The 18,653-nt window shown below is 47.3% G+C and carries 27 protein-coding genes; 15 read left to right on the top strand and 12 right to left on the bottom strand.

The window, feature by feature from the left end:
• Positions 1-295 precede the first annotated feature (295 nt).
• A complete protein-coding gene (locus tag AC5I6P_RS17025; protein ID WP_495694969.1) occupies positions 296-541 on the bottom strand; it encodes a hypothetical protein in 246 nt (81 codons plus the stop codon).
• 129 nt (positions 542-670) lie between these two features.
• Between AC5I6P_RS17025 and AC5I6P_RS17020 the strand changes: the two genes are divergently transcribed.
• The 12 genes from AC5I6P_RS17020 to AC5I6P_RS16965 all read left to right on the top strand — a co-directional run bounded on the left by AC5I6P_RS17020 (position 671) and on the right by AC5I6P_RS16965 (position 9,007).
• Complete coding sequence (locus AC5I6P_RS17020; RefSeq protein WP_495694968.1) at positions 671-1,330, top strand: hypothetical protein; 660 nt, start codon at positions 671-673, stop codon at positions 1,328-1,330.
• A gap of 11 nt (positions 1,331-1,341) precedes the next feature.
• Entirely contained in the window at positions 1,342-1,812 is a 471-nt protein-coding gene (locus AC5I6P_RS17015) for a hypothetical protein (RefSeq protein ID WP_495694967.1), read from the top strand.
• On the top strand, positions 1,809-3,185 hold the full coding sequence (locus AC5I6P_RS17010) for a hypothetical protein (RefSeq protein WP_495694966.1): 1,377 nt from the start codon (positions 1,809-1,811) through the stop codon (positions 3,183-3,185). Before AC5I6P_RS17015 ends, AC5I6P_RS17010 begins: the two co-directional genes overlap by 4 nt.
• A 159-nt stretch (positions 3,186-3,344) precedes the next feature.
• Complete coding sequence (locus AC5I6P_RS17005) at positions 3,345-3,740, top strand: hypothetical protein (protein ID WP_495694965.1); 396 nt, start codon at positions 3,345-3,347, stop codon at positions 3,738-3,740.
• 9 nt (positions 3,741-3,749) lie between these two features.
• Complete coding sequence (locus AC5I6P_RS17000; RefSeq protein WP_495694964.1) at positions 3,750-4,094, top strand: hypothetical protein; 345 nt, start codon at positions 3,750-3,752, stop codon at positions 4,092-4,094.
• Entirely contained in the window at positions 4,087-4,365 is a 279-nt protein-coding gene (locus AC5I6P_RS16995) for a hypothetical protein (protein ID WP_495694963.1), read from the top strand. The genes AC5I6P_RS17000 and AC5I6P_RS16995 overlap by 8 nt, the downstream gene beginning before the upstream one ends.
• Positions 4,316-4,693 (top strand): hypothetical protein, encoded by a 378-nt coding sequence (locus AC5I6P_RS16990; RefSeq protein ID WP_495694962.1) that lies wholly within the window; start codon positions 4,316-4,318, stop codon positions 4,691-4,693. Before AC5I6P_RS16995 ends, AC5I6P_RS16990 begins: the two co-directional genes overlap by 50 nt.
• 224 nt (positions 4,694-4,917) lie before the next feature.
• The gene (locus AC5I6P_RS16985; RefSeq protein ID WP_495694961.1) at positions 4,918-5,382 is read left to right on the top strand and encodes a hypothetical protein; all 465 of its coding nucleotides are present in this window, start codon (positions 4,918-4,920) and stop codon (positions 5,380-5,382) included.
• A gap of 325 nt (positions 5,383-5,707) precedes the next feature.
• Complete coding sequence (locus AC5I6P_RS16980) at positions 5,708-6,670, top strand: hypothetical protein (RefSeq protein ID WP_495694960.1); 963 nt, start codon at positions 5,708-5,710, stop codon at positions 6,668-6,670.
• Between the two features lie 133 nt (positions 6,671-6,803).
• Positions 6,804-7,277 carry a hypothetical protein gene (locus tag AC5I6P_RS16975; RefSeq protein WP_495694959.1) on the top strand — a complete coding sequence of 158 codons (474 nt, stop codon included), beginning with the start codon at positions 6,804-6,806 and terminating at the stop codon, positions 7,275-7,277.
• 293 nt (positions 7,278-7,570) lie between these two features.
• Positions 7,571-8,725 (top strand): PspA/IM30 family protein, encoded by a 1,155-nt coding sequence (locus AC5I6P_RS16970; protein WP_495694958.1) that lies wholly within the window; start codon positions 7,571-7,573, stop codon positions 8,723-8,725.
• A 69-nt stretch (positions 8,726-8,794) separates the two neighbouring features.
• On the top strand, positions 8,795-9,007 hold the full coding sequence (locus AC5I6P_RS16965; RefSeq protein WP_495694957.1) for a hypothetical protein: 213 nt from the start codon (positions 8,795-8,797) through the stop codon (positions 9,005-9,007).
• 56 nt (positions 9,008-9,063) lie between these two features.
• Here AC5I6P_RS16965 and AC5I6P_RS16960 read toward each other — a convergent pair whose 3' ends face one another.
• Entirely contained in the window at positions 9,064-9,270 is a 207-nt protein-coding gene (locus AC5I6P_RS16960) for a hypothetical protein (protein WP_495694956.1), read from the bottom strand.
• A gap of 112 nt (positions 9,271-9,382) precedes the next feature.
• On the opposite strand from AC5I6P_RS16960, the gene AC5I6P_RS16955 reads away from it, so the two are divergent.
• A complete protein-coding gene (locus AC5I6P_RS16955) occupies positions 9,383-10,003 on the top strand; it encodes an Ea47 family protein (RefSeq protein WP_495694955.1) in 621 nt (206 codons plus the stop codon).
• A gap of 8 nt (positions 10,004-10,011) precedes the next feature.
• On the opposite strand, the gene AC5I6P_RS16950 is transcribed toward AC5I6P_RS16955, so the two are convergent.
• From AC5I6P_RS16950 to AC5I6P_RS16930, 5 genes are all read right to left on the bottom strand, one after another.
• Complete coding sequence (locus AC5I6P_RS16950; protein ID WP_495694954.1) at positions 10,012-10,275, bottom strand: hypothetical protein; 264 nt, start codon at positions 10,273-10,275, stop codon at positions 10,012-10,014.
• A 405-nt stretch (positions 10,276-10,680) separates the two neighbouring features.
• Positions 10,681-11,274 carry a hypothetical protein gene (locus tag AC5I6P_RS16945; RefSeq protein ID WP_495694953.1) on the bottom strand — a complete coding sequence of 198 codons (594 nt, stop codon included), beginning with the start codon at positions 11,272-11,274 and terminating at the stop codon, positions 10,681-10,683.
• A gap of 4 nt (positions 11,275-11,278) precedes the next feature.
• Positions 11,279-12,445 carry a hypothetical protein gene (locus AC5I6P_RS16940; RefSeq protein ID WP_495694952.1) on the bottom strand — a complete coding sequence of 389 codons (1,167 nt, stop codon included), beginning with the start codon at positions 12,443-12,445 and terminating at the stop codon, positions 11,279-11,281.
• The gene (locus tag AC5I6P_RS16935) at positions 12,445-12,951 is read right to left on the bottom strand and encodes a hypothetical protein (protein WP_495694951.1); all 507 of its coding nucleotides are present in this window, start codon (positions 12,949-12,951) and stop codon (positions 12,445-12,447) included. Before AC5I6P_RS16935 ends, AC5I6P_RS16940 begins: the two co-directional genes overlap by 1 nt.
• Positions 12,930-13,385 carry a hypothetical protein gene (locus tag AC5I6P_RS16930; RefSeq protein ID WP_495694950.1) on the bottom strand — a complete coding sequence of 152 codons (456 nt, stop codon included), beginning with the start codon at positions 13,383-13,385 and terminating at the stop codon, positions 12,930-12,932. The genes AC5I6P_RS16935 and AC5I6P_RS16930 overlap by 22 nt, the downstream gene beginning before the upstream one ends.
• A 368-nt stretch (positions 13,386-13,753) precedes the next feature.
• Between AC5I6P_RS16930 and AC5I6P_RS16925 the strand changes: the two genes are divergently transcribed.
• Both AC5I6P_RS16925 and AC5I6P_RS16920 read left to right on the top strand, forming a co-directional pair.
• The gene (locus tag AC5I6P_RS16925) at positions 13,754-14,725 is read left to right on the top strand and encodes a restriction endonuclease (RefSeq protein ID WP_495694949.1); all 972 of its coding nucleotides are present in this window, start codon (positions 13,754-13,756) and stop codon (positions 14,723-14,725) included.
• A gap of 180 nt (positions 14,726-14,905) precedes the next feature.
• Positions 14,906-15,520 (top strand): hypothetical protein, encoded by a 615-nt coding sequence (locus AC5I6P_RS16920; protein ID WP_495694948.1) that lies wholly within the window; start codon positions 14,906-14,908, stop codon positions 15,518-15,520.
• Between the two features lie 464 nt (positions 15,521-15,984).
• On the opposite strand, the gene AC5I6P_RS16915 is transcribed toward AC5I6P_RS16920, so the two are convergent.
• The 5 genes from AC5I6P_RS16915 to AC5I6P_RS16895 form a co-directional block, all read right to left on the bottom strand.
• The gene (locus AC5I6P_RS16915; RefSeq protein WP_495694947.1) at positions 15,985-16,113 is read right to left on the bottom strand and encodes a hypothetical protein; all 129 of its coding nucleotides are present in this window, start codon (positions 16,111-16,113) and stop codon (positions 15,985-15,987) included.
• Between the two features lie 36 nt (positions 16,114-16,149).
• On the bottom strand, positions 16,150-17,373 hold the full coding sequence (locus AC5I6P_RS16910) for an RNA-guided endonuclease InsQ/TnpB family protein (protein WP_495694946.1): 1,224 nt from the start codon (positions 17,371-17,373) through the stop codon (positions 16,150-16,152).
• A gap of 71 nt (positions 17,374-17,444) precedes the next feature.
• Positions 17,445-17,681: a hypothetical protein gene (locus tag AC5I6P_RS16905; RefSeq protein WP_495694945.1), complete on the bottom strand. Its 237-nt coding sequence runs from the start codon at positions 17,679-17,681 to the stop codon at positions 17,445-17,447.
• Entirely contained in the window at positions 17,681-17,959 is a 279-nt protein-coding gene (locus AC5I6P_RS16900; protein ID WP_495694944.1) for a hypothetical protein, read from the bottom strand. Before AC5I6P_RS16900 ends, AC5I6P_RS16905 begins: the two co-directional genes overlap by 1 nt.
• 12 nt (positions 17,960-17,971) lie before the next feature.
• Positions 17,972-18,430 (bottom strand): hypothetical protein, encoded by a 459-nt coding sequence (locus AC5I6P_RS16895; RefSeq protein WP_495694943.1) that lies wholly within the window; start codon positions 18,428-18,430, stop codon positions 17,972-17,974.
• Positions 18,431-18,653: the final 223 nt, after the last annotated feature.

The following is an 18,653-nucleotide window of genomic DNA, read 5'->3' as shown; positions in this document are numbered from 1 at the left end:
TCGAACCACAACTACATCCACGAAATCCAGTAGTGCACTGAGGGCGCTGCAACTTCACTCAAAGTTGCAGCGCCCTCAGCAGATGAGTGATTGCGATCGCGAAGCCTCTTAAGCTGTGAAGTTCCTAAATGAGTCATGCTGACCGATTTGCACAAAGCCCGATCGATGGAGATGTCGATCGGGCTTGATTTGTCGTTCAGAAATTGGCAGAAGTGAGCGACAAGCAATCTTGAGGATCATCGATGAGCGACAAGCTAATTCGGCGCTTCTGCGATCGCTTAGCCTCTCAACATCTTCACTCTTCGTCGGCCTCCCGCTTCCTAAGCGATTTATTAACCCGTCGCTTATTACTACCCTCTGCATACGCGGCGAACCCCCGCTCCCAAAATATTCGATGTAATTCGGCAGGCTTCCACCCTTCACTTTCGGCTAACTCAAGCGCCTCTTGCAGCAAGGGAGCCGGGACAGCAAAGCGAACATATTCCATTTTTGGGGCGTCGGTTTCGGGCATTTCCGGCTCTTGCAATACTTCGTTCGTCATTATCCTACGCTCTTTCTAAGGAACCACTAAGAAATTTGACAAAATCATAGCTCGCTTTAGTTCCTTAGTAGTTCCTTAGTAGGTAACTTGTGCTAATCTTTCAATCAAGCATTCTCCACAAGGTGCAGCATGACCAACGCAAACTCTTCAAACAGCAGATCCCCAAAATTCCGCGTCGGCGTCGAGGGCAGTACGCCTACCCTACTCCAAGGATTATCAAATCAATTCGGCTTTGATATCACCAAGTTAGGCAACGCCACTGGGCAAGACGCGCATGAGCTTCGCAACTACGCGAACGAGATGAAAATTCAGTTAGACGTGGCGAAGTCTCTCCTAGAGAGTATCAAAACCATTACTGAATGCACGGTGGAGATTGAGAAGCTGCGCAAGGAAGCGATCGAAGCCTCACTCAAACGTAAAGAAGAAATCGAAAAGATGGTGTCGCAACTGGAGATCACAGTTGAGAGGCATCACCAAACCTTGAGCAAACTTGCTCAAGATACTCAGCATGGAATCCAACTTGCTCGACGTAAGGGCAAGCTGGATCTGACATCAGGTAAGAACAAATTCAAATTAGAGCTTGCAGCAATGCGGAAGAAAGCCGTTGCTCAAATGCGCGTCGATCGCACGGTGAGCCGCCAAAAAGTTAACGATGATATCAACCGGATTAAGGAGCAGCCGGAAGAAGCGAAGTTGCGATCGGAGGAGCGGCGTGAGTTCACGGATTACATCAACGGTAAAACGGTCAAACCCCGCAGGGGAAACGCTGTGACGGCGTTGTTTAACTGAGGACTGAAGCCATGTTCGACAATGACGAAGGCTTTATCTATGACCCGCGCCGCCTGAAGCAAGGTAATTCCTTCCTTGTTCCCGGTGGCGATTGGGAAGTCGAGGAAGCACCCAAGCCGCTCACCTTTCATGACATCGTTCGCGGTATTTCTCGCGTAGGCTTGCTGTTTTCAATCGGCTTGGGTGCAACACTTTTCGCACGGCTCATTCCCGGTGTCATGCCCGGATACCTGCTCATCGTGGGACTCGCAATCGTGGGCTGCATTGTCTATACCTGCTTATCCCGTCGCACTTCAGAACGCATTCTAGCAGTGATGATTGGCGTGATTGTTGTCTTCGGCATTGTCGGCGGCTCCTGGGATGCCATCTACGGCACGATGGCAGAACCTGCTAATCAGAAGTTCGGCTTACAGGCCACTATTCCCGCCGTCGCGCTACTCGTAGCAGTTGGAGCAAGCTTGTTGTTTCGGAGGTCAAAATGACCATTCAACATATGCCCAATACAGGCGAGTTGAACAGAACACATATTGGTCTAGGGATTGCGGTTGGCGTGTTGGGCATCCTTTGCGCTACCAGTTCCCTCACCTCTGGGCAGAAAAGCGGCGGTATGCTGCTCTCTTCTCTGTTCTCTGCTGGAATTGGCGCGGCTTCGTTCGCCTTCACAATTAAGGCATCTCAAATCGTTGAGAAAAGAGAAGGGGTCGCAGAGCGGTTCAGACTGCAAGAGGAGAACATCGCCTACATGCAAAATGAGACGATCGCCCAAGCGAAAGTGCAGAAATTGCAGCTTCATGCAGGGGCGAAACTGCAAGTTGACGAAGTGATTGCTGAAGATGACGCCCGCCGCTACTATGCCGAATATCTGGGAGTCGATCCCGATGATATGGAAATAGACCTAGACGAGGATGAAGAGGAAGAACCGGAAGCCAAGCCGCCCGCTTCTCAATCTGCACCCGTTCAACCTGCACCAGTAATTGAGCAGCCATCGCCGCCCGTTACTCCAGTTGCAACGCCTGGGCCATTGCCCGCACCCGTTCAACCTGCACCAGTAATTGAGCAGCCATCGCCCGTAGCCCAATTGCCCATCGAACAGCCTGGAATCTGTCAGGCTCTCGATGAGATTGTCGTTTCGGATATTTCGACTGTGTTCGCGAGCGCTACCGGAACCGGGAAAAGCGTCTCTGAGGCATACATTCTCAACCGGATGTTTGCCAAATATCCCAACCTTGAAGCGTGGGTGATTGCTCAGAAGAACGATTCTTTCTGTGGACTGAGGGAGAAGGGTAGGACATCACTTTTTGATCCGCTCAATCCCCTGCTGGCGTTTGGCGCGATCGATGAGGTTTACAACATTTTCGATGCGCGGCGACACATGCCCGAATCTGCTAGAAGCTCATTCAAAGATCAGCCCGTGAGACTGATTCTCTCGGACTGGCATTCTATCTGGGATACCTGCCGAGAAGAGAAATGGTATAAGACCAACTTCTCTAAAAAACTCTCAACTCTAGTGACCGTAGGCAGAGAGATGAATGTTTGCTTACTTGTGGACACGCAATCTTATAACGTCGCATCGCTAGGAATCACAGAAGACTCTAACATCCGCAGCAACCTCAACATTCTGTGTCAGGGCTATAGCTGGATTGATGAGCAGGGAAGGCAACGCGGCGATTTTAATATGATTCGCAATCTAATGAAGAATCGCTATCTTGTGCCCGTGGATAGTGACTCCCTGATTGAGCAACTAGAAAGACTGAAGGCGCGATCGATGGAAGCGAAAACCCCAATCATTTTTTCAACCATTGGATCTAAGCTTCAGCTTCTGCCCGATCTGAAGTCGTTCAAAGCGGTGATGTAGCACGCCCATGCTACTTTCTCGCATCAAAATCCTTGCACTTCCTATCCAGCTTCAATCATGGAAATTCTCATCTTTCAAAATTCATGCTAGTTTGCCGCCCGACGTGCTGGCAGCCTACAGCATTTCATCACACGTTAATCGCACGTTTTAAGAACTGGCATGGTCAACATTATTAGCATGAGGAAACGCCCCAAAGATCGACTGCCTCATCTTCCCTCGATCGTGGATGCGGAATCGAACACTTTCACTCGTCGAGAAATTGCCGAAATGTTTGGAGGAATCAATCCCTCAATCATTAGTCGAGATTGCAGCTCGATCGGATTGCCTGAATGTGAGCCGATCGACAAGGAAGGCGTATGGCGACTATACGTTCTCGCCTGCTACAAACGACTTCGCCCTTCTGCCTCTCGAAAAAGCTTTGTCAAGCTATGCATCCAGCATGGCGATGAAGTAGCCCTAGAGTTCGTCAAGCTTGCGGGCGGTTCGCGTGAGGACTGCAACCAACTGATCGAAAACTTTTTAGCGAAGAAACTCACCAAGCCATTGATCGTATAGGAGTTCAGTATGTCCGATTTAACTAAGTCCCAACAGCCGAAAGGCCCCTCTCAGCTAGTTAATCCAGCAACGGACCCTAAGCAGAGACAGAAACAGAGTCTCACGCCACAACCCGAAACAGCACCTGAAATTGATTTAGCAGATGAACTAAGCGAAGTTGCGATCGCGGCGGCTGATGCACCATTTGCGAAGGCGTATCAGGTCTACGAAGATCGCTTTAGAGCCAACCTAAAGGGCTTTCAAGCCCACATCAAGACATCTCAGCAGAAGGTTAACAAGCTGCTGAAAGATGCGATTTACGATGCTCACGGTGTCAAGGAGTCCGATCTGTATGGGGATGATGAAAATGAGTAAGACCCCGATCGAGTTCACGGTGTCCCCTACAGGCTATCTGTCTTGTTCAGGGGATGACCTAGAGGCGATCGATACTTTAACGGCTCACGCTCGCAGGCAGGCGCAAGAGCATCGCCGCTCTGAACTGTGGCACAATCTCACAACGCTTACGGCGCTCCTCATCCTGAGTGCGATCACTTTCTCCGGTCTTGTGGCTCTAGCCCAAACCCTCAAGCCTCATCATGAAGCACATCAAACAGATACCAGATATACCGCTAGATCTGGGAATTGAGGAAGATTTAGAACTAGGCGCGATCGTAGCTGAGGCCAAACTAGCCGCAATGCAGCAGGGATTCAGCGAGCGGTATCACCCCGGCATTGATCGGTTTCTGCAAAAACAGTGTGGAACTGAACTAGAGAACGATCGGCTATCAGGTCAGCAACTAGCGGCGGCGATGCTAGAGGAGCGGCGGAAAACTCTGATTGCGATCGCGCTCAAAACCACGATTTTCACTGGCATCTCAGGACTGGCATCGCTCCTGATTGGCTTCTCCGTCCCTCAGTCCGTTGCTTGGGCGTTCCCCTCTGCGATCGCGGCTATTTGTACCTCTCGGAGATAACGAAATAAGGAGACTCATGTTGGCAGAATTTCAAGTAGGGGAAGAGGTCGAAATTTGTCAATTTGGCAGAGCGATCACGATAAGCACTATAGAAAAACTGACAAAAACACAAGCTGTATTGTCTTGCGGGTCAAGAGCCAGATTGTCAGACGGTCGCATCTTAGGGACATATTTTCACGGAACTTATAAAAGAATTTGCAAAATCTCACAAGAAGCCCTTAAAAATGACAACTTTTAAACGTGATGGATGGGTCAGCAATCCCAAGGCAACTAAGCGCTACCATCCCCAAAAATGGCGCAAAACAGCGAAGCGGGCAAAGTCTCTTACTCGTGGGAAATGTGTTTGCTGCTCATCCCCTGCTACTGAAGTGCATCATGCTTTCTACGGCGTTCCGATCGTCTATCCAGTTGCGTTGGTATCCGCGATCTCTTCTGCAATCACCCCTCTGTCTCTATTCGGTTTCTCGCTTCTCCCAATTCTATGGGGTTACAGTTTGCCGATACCAGGTTTTGAGCTTCCCCTTTGGCAAGTATTTCCTTTATGTGATTTGCACCACTCCAACCGCCCCGGATGCGCTCACAACTTCGGCAACTATCAGGCGTTTAAGGCCGATCCGTGGGCAAATCGTAATAAGTACAGTTATCTTTGGACGCTCAGGATTAACGCTCTGTCTAAGCTTGTTTTCTGAGGAATAACATTGGGGTTGCGATCGCCCACCTCCCCTAAACGCCAGAGGTGTTTTTCCATCAGCTCTCCACAGACCTGTCCGTTTACATCTTGCTCCTGCCAATCAAGATGGGTAAGAAATGCTTCAATTTCAGCCGTACTGGATGTGAAGATATACGGAACAATTCTATCTATCCTCCTGTTTTGGAAAGATATACAGAATCCTTCTGCCTATCCTCCAAAACTAGATGGATAGGCAGAAGGATTCTGCCTAATAATAGTTATGTCGCTGAACTATAGGTTGACTGAAAATTTTGATTTGACCGCTTTATTTGAGAACGCAAGTTATGTCACTGCTTCAAAATGCCATTGACTCTATACAGGTGGGTGTCGAAGACTACCTGATGGACGATGATAGAAGGTATCTTTCCGCAGTTAGAAACATTTGTGCTGGGATTCTTCTTCTTTACAAAGAAAAACTAAAGCGATTGTCACCACTGCATGACAAAGAAGTTTTAATAAAACAATTCATAAAACCTATATGTGATGAAAAAGGGAATGTGTTGTTTGTTGGTGATGGTGAAAAAACAGTAGATGTTCAGACAATTAAAAAGAGATTCAAGAGCCTGAAGATTGAATATGATTGGAACAGGTTTGAAGAAATTAATAAGCTCCGCAATAATATAGAACATTATTATACTGATAAGTCGTCTGGTGCAGTCCGAGAAGTCATTGTCACTTCATTCCTTTTGATTCGAGATTTCATTAGTGAATATTTGGAAGAAGAACCTTACAGCGTTCTTGGTGAAGATTGCTGGCGGATTTTATTAGAAACAGAAGATGTGTATCAGGCAGAAAAGAAGACTTGCAAGCAGTCATTCGAGACATATGGCTTTGGAAGTCAGATATCAGAACATATACTAGAAAATATTAGGTGCCCCTTCTGCCATTCAAGTTTAATTAAGGCTCAAGACCAATCTGATGTTTTTCCCTCCTTAGTTTGTTGCTCTTGTAGTGAGGATCTTAAAATTAATGATGTAATAGAAGAAGAAAAAATATCGTATAAATATTTTGAATCTGAAGGGAGCTTCGCCTCCTGTAACGATACCGGAAGTATTAATTCTGTAGTAAAGTTGGGCGATAAATGGATTTGCTTTTCCTGTCAAGAAATCCATGAGGATATGGGACACTGCGAGTACTGTAACGAATTTATCGCAGGAGATTTAGAAGATACTTTTTTGTCAGGTTGCTTGATGTGTGATGGTCAAATGGGACACTACATGAATTCAAGAGCGTACAATGATGATTGAGATATGATTCAGCAGACGCGACAAGCAATCCGCTTGCACCCGACCGTTTCGAGTCTCTTCGTTGAGTTCGAGAGGTTACTAGCGGCGGGTGAGGCAGAACGTTAGACTTCATTCTTAGATGCTGTAAGGAAAGATGAGCAATTCTGATTTTAGGCAAGGTTTGTACAGTTTGAGTACTAAAGAGATTTATGCTGAGGCAAAGGGAGTATTCCAAGACTTTTTCATAAATCAGACACCGCTCAATGCATTTAAGCTTTCCATTACTCTTTATCATTTAAAAGAGTGGATCGAAGAAAGTGAAGGTTCTAACAATGCTGCAAAAAGACTGGTTCACGAGCTTGAGAACTACGAATTCTATGAAGTCTTAAGAAGTATTGCAAACACCTCTAAGCACTTTCACTTAAGGCGTTCTACACCCTATGACCAGATAGTCACCGAGGGGTTTATGGCTGGTAAGAGTGTTGCAGGAGAAAGAGTTGGACAAGCTAATCTAGCTGTTGATTTTAAATCCAAAGAAGTCTGGTTAAGGGAAGTTTTTGCTTATGTTTTGAAAAAGTACGCTGATTACTTTGAGGATTCTGAAAGTATTTATCCAGTGGAGAATTGAAAATTAGTGTGATCGAACTAATATATCAATGATTAAGTTGGTTTAAGCCTAATAAACACACTGCACTGCAACGTTGGAGCATATTGGATTGCTAGTTAGGAGCTATCTGCGTCCGGTGAGTGCGAACGCTAAACTGCTCAGTCTTTCGTGTTGTAAGAGACTCCAAATTGACAAGACCTTTTTTTGAAGATGAGATAAATCTGCGTAATCTCCACTAAACAGTCAAACTTGGTTGCGCTTAAGCTTGAAATGTTAGGTGCTGCCAGCAAAGACATAATCAGGAGTAGAGCGCCATGGGGCAGTTATTCAATCGTATTGGCCGCGTGGTTCGAGCCGAGCTGAACTCCAATCAAGGGGACTACAAGGAAAATTACTTGAACGAAGGAACTGCCCTAGTAGCTGGAGGCGCACTGACAGGTGCTTCTATCGGCAAGGTTGGAATCTTAGCCGGTGGGACAGGCTATAGCCTGGGTGCTGTTCCCCTCGCGGCGATCGGCGCGTTAACCGGTGCTGCTCTTTATGAAGCGTTGCGATCGCTCCTCCAAGGCGATGATTCCTCTGCAAGTGCTGCGGCCATGGGAGCAGCGGCAGGTGCAGCCACTTCAGCAGCGATTGGAGGAGTTGGTGTAGCCGTTGGTGGAAGTGCGATTGGGGTTGGTATGGCTTCAATGGCAGCCGGTGGAGCCGTGGTTGGATTGGGTTTAGTGGGCTTAAATCGTCTGCTTGGGCAAGGCATCGATCCAGAGAAGCTTTTGGATAGCGCGATCGAGCAAATGGAAGCCCAGAGGCAGAACGTACGCCCAGCAATCCTCAATGCCATGGCGAGCCAAAAGCGACTTCAGCAGATGTACGAACAGTCGCAAGCGGAAGTCAATACATGGGAACGACGGGCACAACTTGCCCTGCAAAAAGGAGATGAGTTTCTAGCACAGCAAGCTCTGAGCCGCAAGAAGATGCACGCTGGAATTCTCAGCAGCCTTGAGGTTCAGTGCAATCAAGAACCCGCTTGGGTGAAAAACCTGAAGCAAAATCTAGTTCTTTTAGAAGCCAAAATCTCTGAAGCAAAAACGATGAGAACCAGGCTGAAAGCTCAGCTTGCGGCTGCTAAAGTAGATGGGCATCTGCAAGGCATGGTCAGCAACATGGGCACGAACACGGCATTGGCTGCGTTTGAGCGCATGGAAGACAAGGTGTTGCAGTCAGAAGCGAGAGCGCAGGCAGCAGGCGAGTTAGCGGGTGCAGATCTCGAATCGCAGCTTGCTCGTCTCGAATCGGGCGATGTTGATCTCGAACTCGAAGCGATGAAGCAACAAATGTTGGCAGGTTCAGCCCAACCGCAAGCCGCGTTGCCAGGACAAGCGGCTCCTCAAACGCAGACACATGCGCCTAAAGATGCTGCGATCGACAGCGAACTGGAAGATCTCAAAAGACAGCTTGATCAGCTTTAATGTTTGGAGGATCGCAGACAGAAAGAGAAAGGGCATAATTCAACCGAATTCCCTCATGCCTTATCCCTCATGACTCGACGATCATCGCCCCTTACGCTTCGCCCGAAGAAGATTGCGATCGCTCTGCTAATCTCAGTCACCACAGTAAGCGCTCTGGCAATCGCAGTTACGTTCTTCTACCACCCTGTTATGGTTTGGCTGCATCACGGGCAATGGTGCGCTGATGTGAACTCAGAAGCCAAAGTGCAAGCAGTTCATTATGGCGATGAGTGTCGCGAGTGAAGGGTGCGATCTCAGAGAACACTGTTTAAGAAACGTTGTGCTCCCTTTCGTGCGTTCTAGCGCTCCGGCAGCAGCCCATCCGCTCTAAGCTTCTCCTCAATCGCTTGCCGAATGTAGCCCTGGTGATCCGCAATCTGCCTCAACGCGGCATCGACATCTGCCGGATAGCGCGTTCCAATTACTTTGCCCAATGCCCGATCGCCATGTTTCGGAACTTGTTGAGCCTTAAATTCTGCCGTTTGAATCGGATTTTTATTTGCCATAATCCCACCGTAGCAACAATACGGATGTTAACAGGGCACTAGGTTATTCTTGAATCAGTAGATTTAGGGATCTTCTCACCTAAGTTCTATTGAAAGCCTCACTTTGGCAAGTATGAAAAAAACAATAACATCCGTCTTACAAAACACTGAAGAAACTTTGTACACAGCCAAATTCGGCTTAAGGCTTGTTGCCTCAACCGACCCACGAGAAAGAATGGCAGGAGTCAGAAACCTAGTTGTGTTTGGACGGGCTATTACTAATGCTCTGCAAAACCTGAAGAACATTGCGCCTGATTTTGACGGATGGTATGAGCCACTTCAATCCGAAATGAAAGCAGATCCGCTCATGAAGTTCTTTTATGATATCCGCTCGGAAATTCTAAAACAGGGTGAGCTTAGGGTTCATTCAAAGGGGACTTTCAGCGGTAATCCTTTTGAGTTAAGCAATCGCTATCGCTCTCAGCAGCCTCCAAATGCACTAGGCTTCGTAATAGGCGATCAGCTTGGTGGCAGTGGGTGGCTAGTAAGACTACCTGATGGTTCAACCGAAATGTGTTATGTAGAGATTCCATCTGACATACAAAATTTTGACTTAGCGATTGACGTTTACTTTTCCAAAATTCCAGAGCAATTCCGCGGCGTTCCTGTCAAGGAGCTTTGTGAGAAGTACATTTCGTATCTTGAAAACATGGTAAACGACGCGAAGCAGCGCTTTTCTGACAGAGATGCTTAAACTCTTCGTCAATGCGATACCAGTGAACCCTTCAACCGATTGAATAGTCGTGCTGCCCACACCCGCTTATTTGGCGGGATTGTTTTCAGAATATTTTCGCAAGCCCTCTCGAACTCTGATAGTCGGCAAAAATCTATAGTTTGCTCACGGTCGAGCATTAAGGCATATTCTTCAATTTCTGCCTTAAACTTTCCCGGCAAACTCATTCGCTCGGTTGGATGCTGAAATTTTGATTTCCGCCCTGCTTCTTCACGCTTTCCACCACGCGGCATGATTCTTCCCAATAATCAATGGCCGTGATTATACCATCACGAGAAACAAATGAAGATTGAAGAAGATTGAATTTGATTGCTGCCAAAAATCGAAATAGGCCAAAAATCAATAAGCAACTCTTCTGATTCGCAATAAGCAAAAATAGGACTGCACAAATAATTCTGGACTAACACCGCTTAACGAGAAATCAAGGGTTGTAGTCCCATGATTGAGCTATTTAGGCTTGGACTTCTGCGAACTCGGCAGAGCTATTATGAAATAGTCCAGAGCTAGAGTATTACAGGATAAGGGTTTTAGCCATTCTCAATAAGCCCTTTTTAGTCCAGGACTAAATTAGGATTAAATCTCTAAACGGTGATGATGGGAGGGAGCCGCGATCGCACTCATCACCCCATTTGAATTTCTTATGGTTGATTGACAATTTGCAGTGAGGGGAATCCATTTTCAACCAGTGCCCGATCGAGCAAGTCTAACTCTTCTGTCGTGAAATCTTGCCCTACTTCTGCCAATGCCACCCGGATCACTTTTACGGTAGCAACAAAGCGTTCATACGATCGAAGGCCGAACAGTACAAACCCCAAACTGGTATATCCCATGTTTGCGGCTCCCGAAACTGTTCCCACTTGCTGAACTTTCAGCAGCAGCGAAGAATTGATCAGCGCATCTGCCAACCCAGGCCAATTCTCAACGGGTAGGGGAGGATTCTTGAATGCATCTAGCTCTGCTGTTAGCGATGCGATTTGCGTTTTATAGCTTGCTATTTCAGCATTGTGCTGTGTGTTAAGGGATGCAATCGCACTTTCTATCGCTTGCTGTTGTTGGGCTGCAATATCGGCTTTCTCTGCTTCAAACTTCTGTTGTTGTTGCTCCCACCACGTTTGTAGAGCAATCTGAATGTCTGAGGCTAATTTTGGATTGTTGGCGATCGCATCAGCAGGCTTGCCAAAGTTCGACCCATCAACGATTGCATTATTCAGATCAACAATTTCAACAGCCATTTTCTTATCCCACTACTAAAACTCTAACGTTGCCTGAGAAATTCTGAGAAGTTGCCGCCCTGTTATACGCCACAACCGTCACGGTATTCGCGGCTGACACATAACCGTGAACACTAAAATTTGTGTTTGGCGTTGCAGAGCTTGCGTTGGCATTGACCTGATCGCCAACCTGCACCCCGGTCACTGTAACGCTGATGGTTGATGCTGTTTGAGCCGCAACAGACACGGTATCGAGTGCTGAAGACACCGCAGGCAAAATGCGAGTGATGGTTGAGCCGCTCGCGCCAATCTTTAGCGTTCCAGCAATAGAGAGATTGCCCGCTCCCGGATCGCTTACTGCTGTGCTCGATGAGCTAATAGCCAAGCCGCCATTAACCTGTAATGCCGCCCCTGGCGTATTGGTATTGATGCCGACAAAACTTGCTCCAGCGAACGCCAATCGCGAAACCCAAGAACTAGAGGGGATTGCTGTTGGCGTTGTGCTATCAAAGCCCGCCCAACTATCGAGGCTCAGAACCGCACTACCACTCGCGGGTCTACTCAAGAACGTTCGGAATGATTTAACTAGTCCGTTGTCTGATGTGTCACCGTTGTAGCCCAGGAAAAAGCCGAGTGTGCCCGTCGCATCTGCCGCATTGTAGGTCGCTGACCTTAGCTTTTTGAACGATCCATCAATATTGATGGATGAGACAATTCCGTTTGCTGTGTCTCGCCACTGCTGAATATCCGAAACGCTCGCACTTGCCGTAATCGTTGCCGTTACCCCAAACAAGCCCGCCCCAGCTCGCAGTTCTTTTGCGGCAGAAATACCGCCCTGAGTGACGATCGCACCCACCCCTAAACTGCCTGATGCAGTCGCAGCCGAAACCGTGAGGTTTGTATTGGTTGTGACTCCAGTCGAGCCAAGTGACAGCGTTCTTAATCCGTTGAACTGAGAGACTAGAAACGCCGTTGTATCGGTGGTGTTAGCACCATTCAGGGTGGTGAATCTTCCTGTACTCGCCGTCGTCGCCCCGATCGCGCCTGGTGATGCCCAATTGACAAACGAGTTATCAATCTGACCATTGCCATTCGTAGCAACGATCTTGTCAGCATCAGCGCTGCCACTACTGATCGCGATCGTGGAAATCCAGGTTTTGACATTGTTGACTAGAGCGAGGATGCTAGCCATTACTGGTAGGGGGTTGCGCTAGAGAACTGAAACAAAACAGCACTTGCAGAAGTTGTATAACCCAACTCCTGATAGATCCGACCGCTCACGTAGCTAGGGGGGGTTACGGTCGCAGATCCTGCTGTGCCGAGGTAGGCGGTTACACCGATCGTCAATCCAGAAAGCGCCGTGTTTAAGCCCTCCTGATACACCGTTGCCGTTCCTGCCGCTACTGCTGCCAACACAAAACCGTGAGCCAATCGCCCGTTGCTCGCGTCTGCCTTACGCGCTGTCAGTGTGCCTGAAACGTTGTAGAGGTTGACAAAATCGCCCGCTGACAGAGCCTCAGACACGGGCACTGATAAAGCCTCAGAGTCTACGCCTGTAGGCATCAGGGAAATGTGAAGTTTTCCGGTTGCATCAGTCGAAACAATTTTGTTTGCATCAGCTACGCCCGCGCTTTGAGAAATGGCAGTAATGAACGTTCGGACGTTGTTAACTAGTCCTACAAAGATGTTGCTTGCCATACGATCGCTTCCTCAGCAGAGAATAAAATATCGGTCGGATTCAGTGCCTGTGCTATCGGTCGGGCAAAGCCGACAGTAGGAAAGGTTTGGGTTAGCTGTCCGTTTTGCCCCAAATAAATTGATTTGCGAATATCCCAATTCCAGGAAGGATCACTCACGCGATCGCTAATCACAGCACTAGCAACACTGCCAGAACTAAACGCTTGCGTCGTAATCGCTAAGACAGAGAACGCATGATCAGGATTGCTGCTATCGGCCTGAATCAGTTGATAAGTGTCGCTTAGGGTGACAACGGTTAATGCACTAAGTGCGATCGCGGCAACACCTGAAAGAGATTCCGATCCCAACGCATCAGATAACCCCGCAATCTCATCGATCGTGGGATAACCGAGCGTCTTGCGACCTCCAACTTGCTTGATAAATCCTTCAGGCATGGGGCATCCAGCAAACTACTAGAGATTTCCCACTCTAATTGGGCATCCCATCGACCCACGCTTTCGAGCCGTTGAGGGTGACGATCGCGGCTACCCAACACGCCTTGTATCTACTTCGCGATCGACAGTCAGATCGTGGGAAGTTCGGACAGCCATTCACCAACAACGAGCAAATCAGTCAGCCTGACCGATTTTAGGGAACAGTGCGATCACAAGCTAAGCATTGTGGTGCAACGGATTGAAAGAAGCTGCTGGTGGTAAGTTGAATGTTCTTGCAACCGCTGACCGCAACCGTTCGACTGCTTTATTCTGCTAGGTTAGGGGTTCATTAGGTGTACAATGTCCTTCCCTCACTTTTACACTTGAGCATGAAGAAGGAAGACAGAGACGAGCTTCTAGATAAAATCGATTATCTCGCCTCAGAATCAACAAAGATGAGTCCGCGTGAAGCAGAAGATATTTACACTAATGTTCTGCTACCACTGCTTATCGAAGATGGATATGAAGTTAGTAAGACTGCGAGATTAGCTGATGAAGGACTCGACTTCGTAGCAACTCGTTCATCTACTGAGACTTTCACTTCTCAAAAACTCGGCATTGAATTCAAGTACTATAAATCTGGTCATGCTGTAGGTGCTGATAAAATTCGTGAGTTAGTGGGTGCAGCGCTCTTTAATCAAGTTGATAGAGCTATTCTCCTTATAAATACACAATTTACGAAGGCTGCACTAGAAACTTCAAAGCATGAATTTCCTCTTCAACTAGAATTAATTAATTTAAATGCTCTTCGTGCTTGGATATCTCGCTTGCAAGTTGATGATGAAGATTTTGGTGAAGTTCAACAGATCCTTAAAATTGTTAGCCAGCAATTTGCAATGCTAATTGCCCAGAAGCCAAATATTCTTGAAGACCTGGAGTGGCGAGATCTAGAACGTACTATAGCTGAAATCTTTGATGGACTGGGATTTGATGTTACTCTAACGCCACCAAGCAAAGATGGTGGCAAAGACGTAATTCTGAAGTGTCAAGTTCAAGGACGGCAACAGAAGTACATTGTGGAAATTAAACATTGGAGATCTCGTTCCCGTGTTGGAGGTGGGGATTTACGAGATTTTCTCAATGTAATCCTTCGTGAAGGACGTGATGGCGAATTATTTCTATCTACTTATGGTTTTTGTGACAATGCTTTTGAACAACTTACAGAAATAGAGCGGCAGAGATTACGGTTCGGAAAGCAAGAAAAAATAGTAGCTCTTTCACGTACTTATGTTAAGGCTAAATCGGGAATTTGGTCCCCACCTGAGAAGTTAACTGAAGTTCTTTTTGAACATACAATCTAGAGTGTTGTATGGCACACCTAACACTGCATGGCAGCAGCTAGTTGAAAGCTGCTGATGTTGAGTTCAAGGTTACCTGCCGCCGCTGCATTTTGCCGTTATGCGGACTGCTAATCTACAAGTGTACCGATATAGGTTTCGTGTTTGAGTATTCATTAGTTCATTAAGTCTTAAGCAATCCACATGAGTTTTAGTCAAGATTTCCTTGAAAAAGTTCTCCTTTTGATACTCACTGCTGGTGTAACTGGATTTCTCATACCCTATGTTCTCAAAATAGTTGACGAGAGAAAGGTTCAGAAGCAAAAGGAGATTGACGACAGGCGGCTTAGAGAACAAAAACTATATGAAGCGGCTCTTCTAAGACAGAATAAAATTATAGATGCTCAGGTTCAGCTTCTCGATAATCTTGCAAACTTGATCTGGGAGTATCAGTTGTTAGCTATTGAAGTGTCATATTTTGATCCTATTGAGCAATGCCCTCTCTACTCTGCTGCTGTAACAGAATACGATAAAAGAACAGGAGCAATTTTCGCCAAAATACGTGCGGAAATTAGCAAGGCGTTACATCTAACAAGCACTGATACCTATCAAGAACTCAGACGGCTATATTACGAAGAGCTAATACCACTCGACGTGAAATTATATGGGTTGATGAAGAAACAGCGTGACGCAGATCAGAAAATTCCTGATTGGAAGCATTTTAATGAAAACACTGTTCATAATTTAGGATATGTAATAGACAAGACCTTGAATAATCTAGCTGAAGAACTTCGGTTGAAGAGTGCAGAGCACAAGTGAGCTTAAAGCTGTCTAACAATCGCGTTGCAGATGAACGGGAGCTGGATTTTAGTTTTCCGTTTAAAGTTACTAGCTGCTGCTGATTTTTGCCGTTATGCGGATCGTGAAGCCATGAGGGGAATTGTTTTGAGGTCTGGTGTTTGGTTATCACCGCGATCGGGGTTGACAGATAATAGAATTACTTGATTGAAGTAAGGCGCGATCGTAATCAGGCTGCTTTAGATAGAGCCGAATTCAGAACTACCGTTCAGTCATTACAAGAAGTGCTGACTGAACGATTAGCGCAAAGCGCAACTCCGCAGGAACCGCACCCTTCTAAATCGGTCACGCTGACTGATTTCAAGCAACAAGGCGATCGCAGCTTTCTGAAACACCGTGCATCTATTTCGCGATCGACAGTCAAGACATGGTTCAGTACATCGGGATGTCTGGCAATTTACGTCAAAAATGGAATCAGCATCACCCTAATTTGGCATGCCATCGACCCATGCTTTCGAGCCGTTGAGAGTGACGATCGCGGCGGCTCCTGCTTTGAAACTGCCGCTCGTGACGCTCTGACAGGGCACAATGCCGCCACCATCAAGTTGCACCATTGTTGCTCCTTGGTGACATACTCCCGACTCTGATGCTTACGCATACAGAGCGGGCTTCTCATCGACTCCAGCTAATGCTTCGGACGTTGGATGAGCTTTATTGACGGAATGCCCTACCGCCAGGTGTTTGATATTGATTGCTGCATTGTGGTCACGGTCTAGCATCAGTCCACATTCAGGACAAGCATGAAGCCTATCCGCAAGTGTTTTTGAAACTTTTGTACCGCATCCAGAACAGTTTTGAGAAGTGCCGTTTGGATTTACAGCAACTGCAAGCAACCCGGCTCTTTCAGCCTTGATTGAGAGAATTTGCAGGAATTGACTCCATCCAGCGTCGTTTACCGATTTTGCCAATCGAGATTTGGCTAGTCCTTTGATGTTAAGCTTTTCATGTGCAACGTGTTTTCCTTGCTGTAGAACCTTTTGAGCGCTCTTGTAGTGGAAATCTTTGCGCTGATTGACAATTTTCAAGTGAGCTTTAGCGACTCGCTTAATTGCTTTCTTCCGACGATTTGAGCCTTTCTTCTTACGAGACAGTGAACGCTGTAGCCGCTTCAGTTTCTTTTCTGCTTTGCGGTAATGCTGAGGGATTTCGACTTCGTTCCCTGAATCGTCTACCAGAAACGACTTCAAGCCAACATCAATCCCAATGGTGTTGTCCAGCGTTGGAGCATCAGGCGTGAGAACAGGTACGGATGAATCTTGAAGCGACAGCGTGATGTAATAGCCGTCTACCTTCTTGATGATTGCAGCCGTTTTCACCTTGAAACCATCGGGTATCGGACGGTGCAAAATCATCTTCAGCTTGCCGATTTTCGGAAGCTGGATGAATCGCCCGTCAATGTGTTCTGGCTTGATGGGGTCTGGGAATGCAATCGAACGAAATCGCCCTTGTCCCTTGAAGCGTGGCTTACCGCTTCGTTTGCCATTACTGTCCCCGCTTAACCATCGGTCAAACGCCTTCTCTACCCGTGCAATTACATCTTGCAGAGTGTGGGAAGGCAGTTCTTTATATTGGGGAAACAGCTTTTTAGAATTGACCAAATCCCGCTGCTGTGAATAGCGACTAGGACGCTCTTTCAACTCTGGCAGATGGCAAATGAGCGGACAGGCGTTGATATCACAACGATTGTGCTCGTACCAGTTGAACCGCTCCGCTAACCGATAGTTGTATTGACGACGGCAAAGTTCAAGCCACTGATCAATTGTGGTTTGTTGCGTCGTGGTCAATCGCAATCGGTACTGGTGAGCGGTTCTCATGTGGGCGTGATTATATCAATAGTGCTTGAACTTCAGGGTTTTCATCATCACGTCTGGTAAAGTCTGTATTCTTAATGCTCGTACGATGTGAGGCCCAGTGTTTCAACTTCTAATGCTTGGTCAGTGGCTTGCTCTAGCAGTTCAACCAGCCGCTTTAGGGCGTCATGGTGATGCGCCTCGACGCACTGAGCCTGTTTTGCCGCCGTAATTTCTTTTAAGCGCTCTATAATCTCCGAGAGGTCGTATCGCTCATCAAAGTGTTCGAGCACGTCTCGTAAGGTGAATCCCTGTCCACGGATAGCAACCATTACTCGAGTCCTCCAGCGATATCGTCTTCGTGGATAATCCTGTGATTAAAGCCGTTTTCGATGTAGTAATACCAACCGGGATCAGAAGCGTCTTGAAAACCAATACCCACCGAGATGAAATAGAAGCCTGCAATTCTGCCTTGCTTCTCCTCTATGGCGTCGGCTCGCACACCGTAGCTTCTCCAACGCACCGTTTGCCAGAGTTCGTACTTGGGTTGAGGAGTCGGATTCTCAATCAGTTCTTTTAACTTCTGCTCGAATTCTTGAAGCTTAGACATGAGCTGCCTCCCTTACGCCAACTGATAAACACAGACCTGCTCTGAACTCTCTAGTCCCAACTCTTGCAAGATGAAGTCTGCAATCCATTGGGGAAACTGAACGAGGGAGAGTTCGATTCCATTGGCGAATACGCCTAAGAAATGCGATCGCCCAAACGTAACAACCGCTTCATCAATCAAGGCGTCTAGGTTGTGGATGACCGGAATCAATAGATCAACTTCGTCACCCCCACCCCGCAAGCCGTCTTGCACGTAGCGAACGATTGAAGCCGCTTGGGGTGGGAGACAGGAGTGCTTCAAAATCAACGCTGTATCCACTAGATCAAGGCATTCCTTTGCAAGCTCTCTCGCTGCTAATTCTGCCTGTTCGATGCTGGCAGCGGCGTATTCTTTGCCATTGATGAGGAAGCACGTTAAGCCGTAGAAGTCGTCGTGAGACTTCTGAATATCAGTTCTAGTTGCTGTGACCATGACTTGTTTAGTTCTAATGCTGTAGCTGTGGCGATAGAAGCAGTCACCCAAACGGGTGACTACGTGAAGGGGAATTTAGAAGGCGTGACAGACTTGGGCGAGTTCCTTTTCCTCAACTCGCCAGTCATTACCTGTTGCGAGTTTCAAGAGTCGATTGAGTTGGGTATTTCGACGCGGAGGTTTGGCACCTCGATGTCGGCTCATCGCAACCTGGGGCGGTAGT

It is taken from the genome of Myxacorys sp. (genome assembly GCF_059501405.1).
The sequence above is the reverse complement of the archived record's forward strand: the minus strand, read 5'-3'. Positions and strand labels throughout refer to the sequence as shown.

Coding starts and splice junctions, on each gene's coding strand:
- AC5I6P_RS16995 (WP_495694963.1), top strand. CDS start 4,087: ATGAGTAAGACCCCGATCGAGTTCACGGTGTCCCCTACAGGCTATCTG.
- AC5I6P_RS16950 (WP_495694954.1), bottom strand. CDS start 10,275: ATGCCGCGTGGTGGAAAGCGTGAAGAAGCAGGGCGGAAATCAAAATTT.
- AC5I6P_RS16930 (WP_495694950.1), bottom strand. CDS start 13,385: ATGCCTGAAGGATTTATCAAGCAAGTTGGAGGTCGCAAGACGCTCGGT.
- AC5I6P_RS17020 (WP_495694968.1), top strand. CDS start 671: ATGACCAACGCAAACTCTTCAAACAGCAGATCCCCAAAATTCCGCGTC.
- AC5I6P_RS16895 (WP_495694943.1), bottom strand. CDS start 18,430: ATGGTCACAGCAACTAGAACTGATATTCAGAAGTCTCACGACGACTTC.
- AC5I6P_RS16990 (WP_495694962.1), top strand. CDS start 4,316: ATGAAGCACATCAAACAGATACCAGATATACCGCTAGATCTGGGAATT.
- AC5I6P_RS16965 (WP_495694957.1), top strand. CDS start 8,795: ATGACTCGACGATCATCGCCCCTTACGCTTCGCCCGAAGAAGATTGCG.
- AC5I6P_RS17015 (WP_495694967.1), top strand. CDS start 1,342: ATGTTCGACAATGACGAAGGCTTTATCTATGACCCGCGCCGCCTGAAG.
- AC5I6P_RS17000 (WP_495694964.1), top strand. CDS start 3,750: ATGTCCGATTTAACTAAGTCCCAACAGCCGAAAGGCCCCTCTCAGCTA.
- AC5I6P_RS16925 (WP_495694949.1), top strand. CDS start 13,754: ATGAAGAAGGAAGACAGAGACGAGCTTCTAGATAAAATCGATTATCTC.
- AC5I6P_RS17025 (WP_495694969.1), bottom strand. CDS start 541: ATGACGAACGAAGTATTGCAAGAGCCGGAAATGCCCGAAACCGACGCC.
- AC5I6P_RS16900 (WP_495694944.1), bottom strand. CDS start 17,959: ATGTCTAAGCTTCAAGAATTCGAGCAGAAGTTAAAAGAACTGATTGAG.
- AC5I6P_RS16935 (WP_495694951.1), bottom strand. CDS start 12,951: ATGGCAAGCAACATCTTTGTAGGACTAGTTAACAACGTCCGAACGTTC.
- AC5I6P_RS16960 (WP_495694956.1), bottom strand. CDS start 9,270: ATGGCAAATAAAAATCCGATTCAAACGGCAGAATTTAAGGCTCAACAA.
- AC5I6P_RS16980 (WP_495694960.1), top strand. CDS start 5,708: ATGTCACTGCTTCAAAATGCCATTGACTCTATACAGGTGGGTGTCGAA.
- AC5I6P_RS16970 (WP_495694958.1), top strand. CDS start 7,571: ATGGGGCAGTTATTCAATCGTATTGGCCGCGTGGTTCGAGCCGAGCTG.
- AC5I6P_RS16915 (WP_495694947.1), bottom strand. CDS start 16,113: ATGGTGCAACTTGATGGTGGCGGCATTGTGCCCTGTCAGAGCGTCACG.
- AC5I6P_RS16910 (WP_495694946.1), bottom strand. CDS start 17,373: ATGAGAACCGCTCACCAGTACCGATTGCGATTGACCACGACGCAACAA.
- AC5I6P_RS16955 (WP_495694955.1), top strand. CDS start 9,383: ATGAAAAAAACAATAACATCCGTCTTACAAAACACTGAAGAAACTTTG.
- AC5I6P_RS16985 (WP_495694961.1), top strand. CDS start 4,918: ATGACAACTTTTAAACGTGATGGATGGGTCAGCAATCCCAAGGCAACT.
- AC5I6P_RS16975 (WP_495694959.1), top strand. CDS start 6,804: ATGAGCAATTCTGATTTTAGGCAAGGTTTGTACAGTTTGAGTACTAAA.
- AC5I6P_RS17010 (WP_495694966.1), top strand. CDS start 1,809: ATGACCATTCAACATATGCCCAATACAGGCGAGTTGAACAGAACACAT.
- AC5I6P_RS16945 (WP_495694953.1), bottom strand. CDS start 11,274: ATGGCTGTTGAAATTGTTGATCTGAATAATGCAATCGTTGATGGGTCG.
- AC5I6P_RS16940 (WP_495694952.1), bottom strand. CDS start 12,445: ATGGCTAGCATCCTCGCTCTAGTCAACAATGTCAAAACCTGGATTTCC.
- AC5I6P_RS16920 (WP_495694948.1), top strand. CDS start 14,906: ATGAGTTTTAGTCAAGATTTCCTTGAAAAAGTTCTCCTTTTGATACTC.
- AC5I6P_RS16905 (WP_495694945.1), bottom strand. CDS start 17,681: ATGGTTGCTATCCGTGGACAGGGATTCACCTTACGAGACGTGCTCGAA.
- AC5I6P_RS17005 (WP_495694965.1), top strand. CDS start 3,345: ATGGTCAACATTATTAGCATGAGGAAACGCCCCAAAGATCGACTGCCT.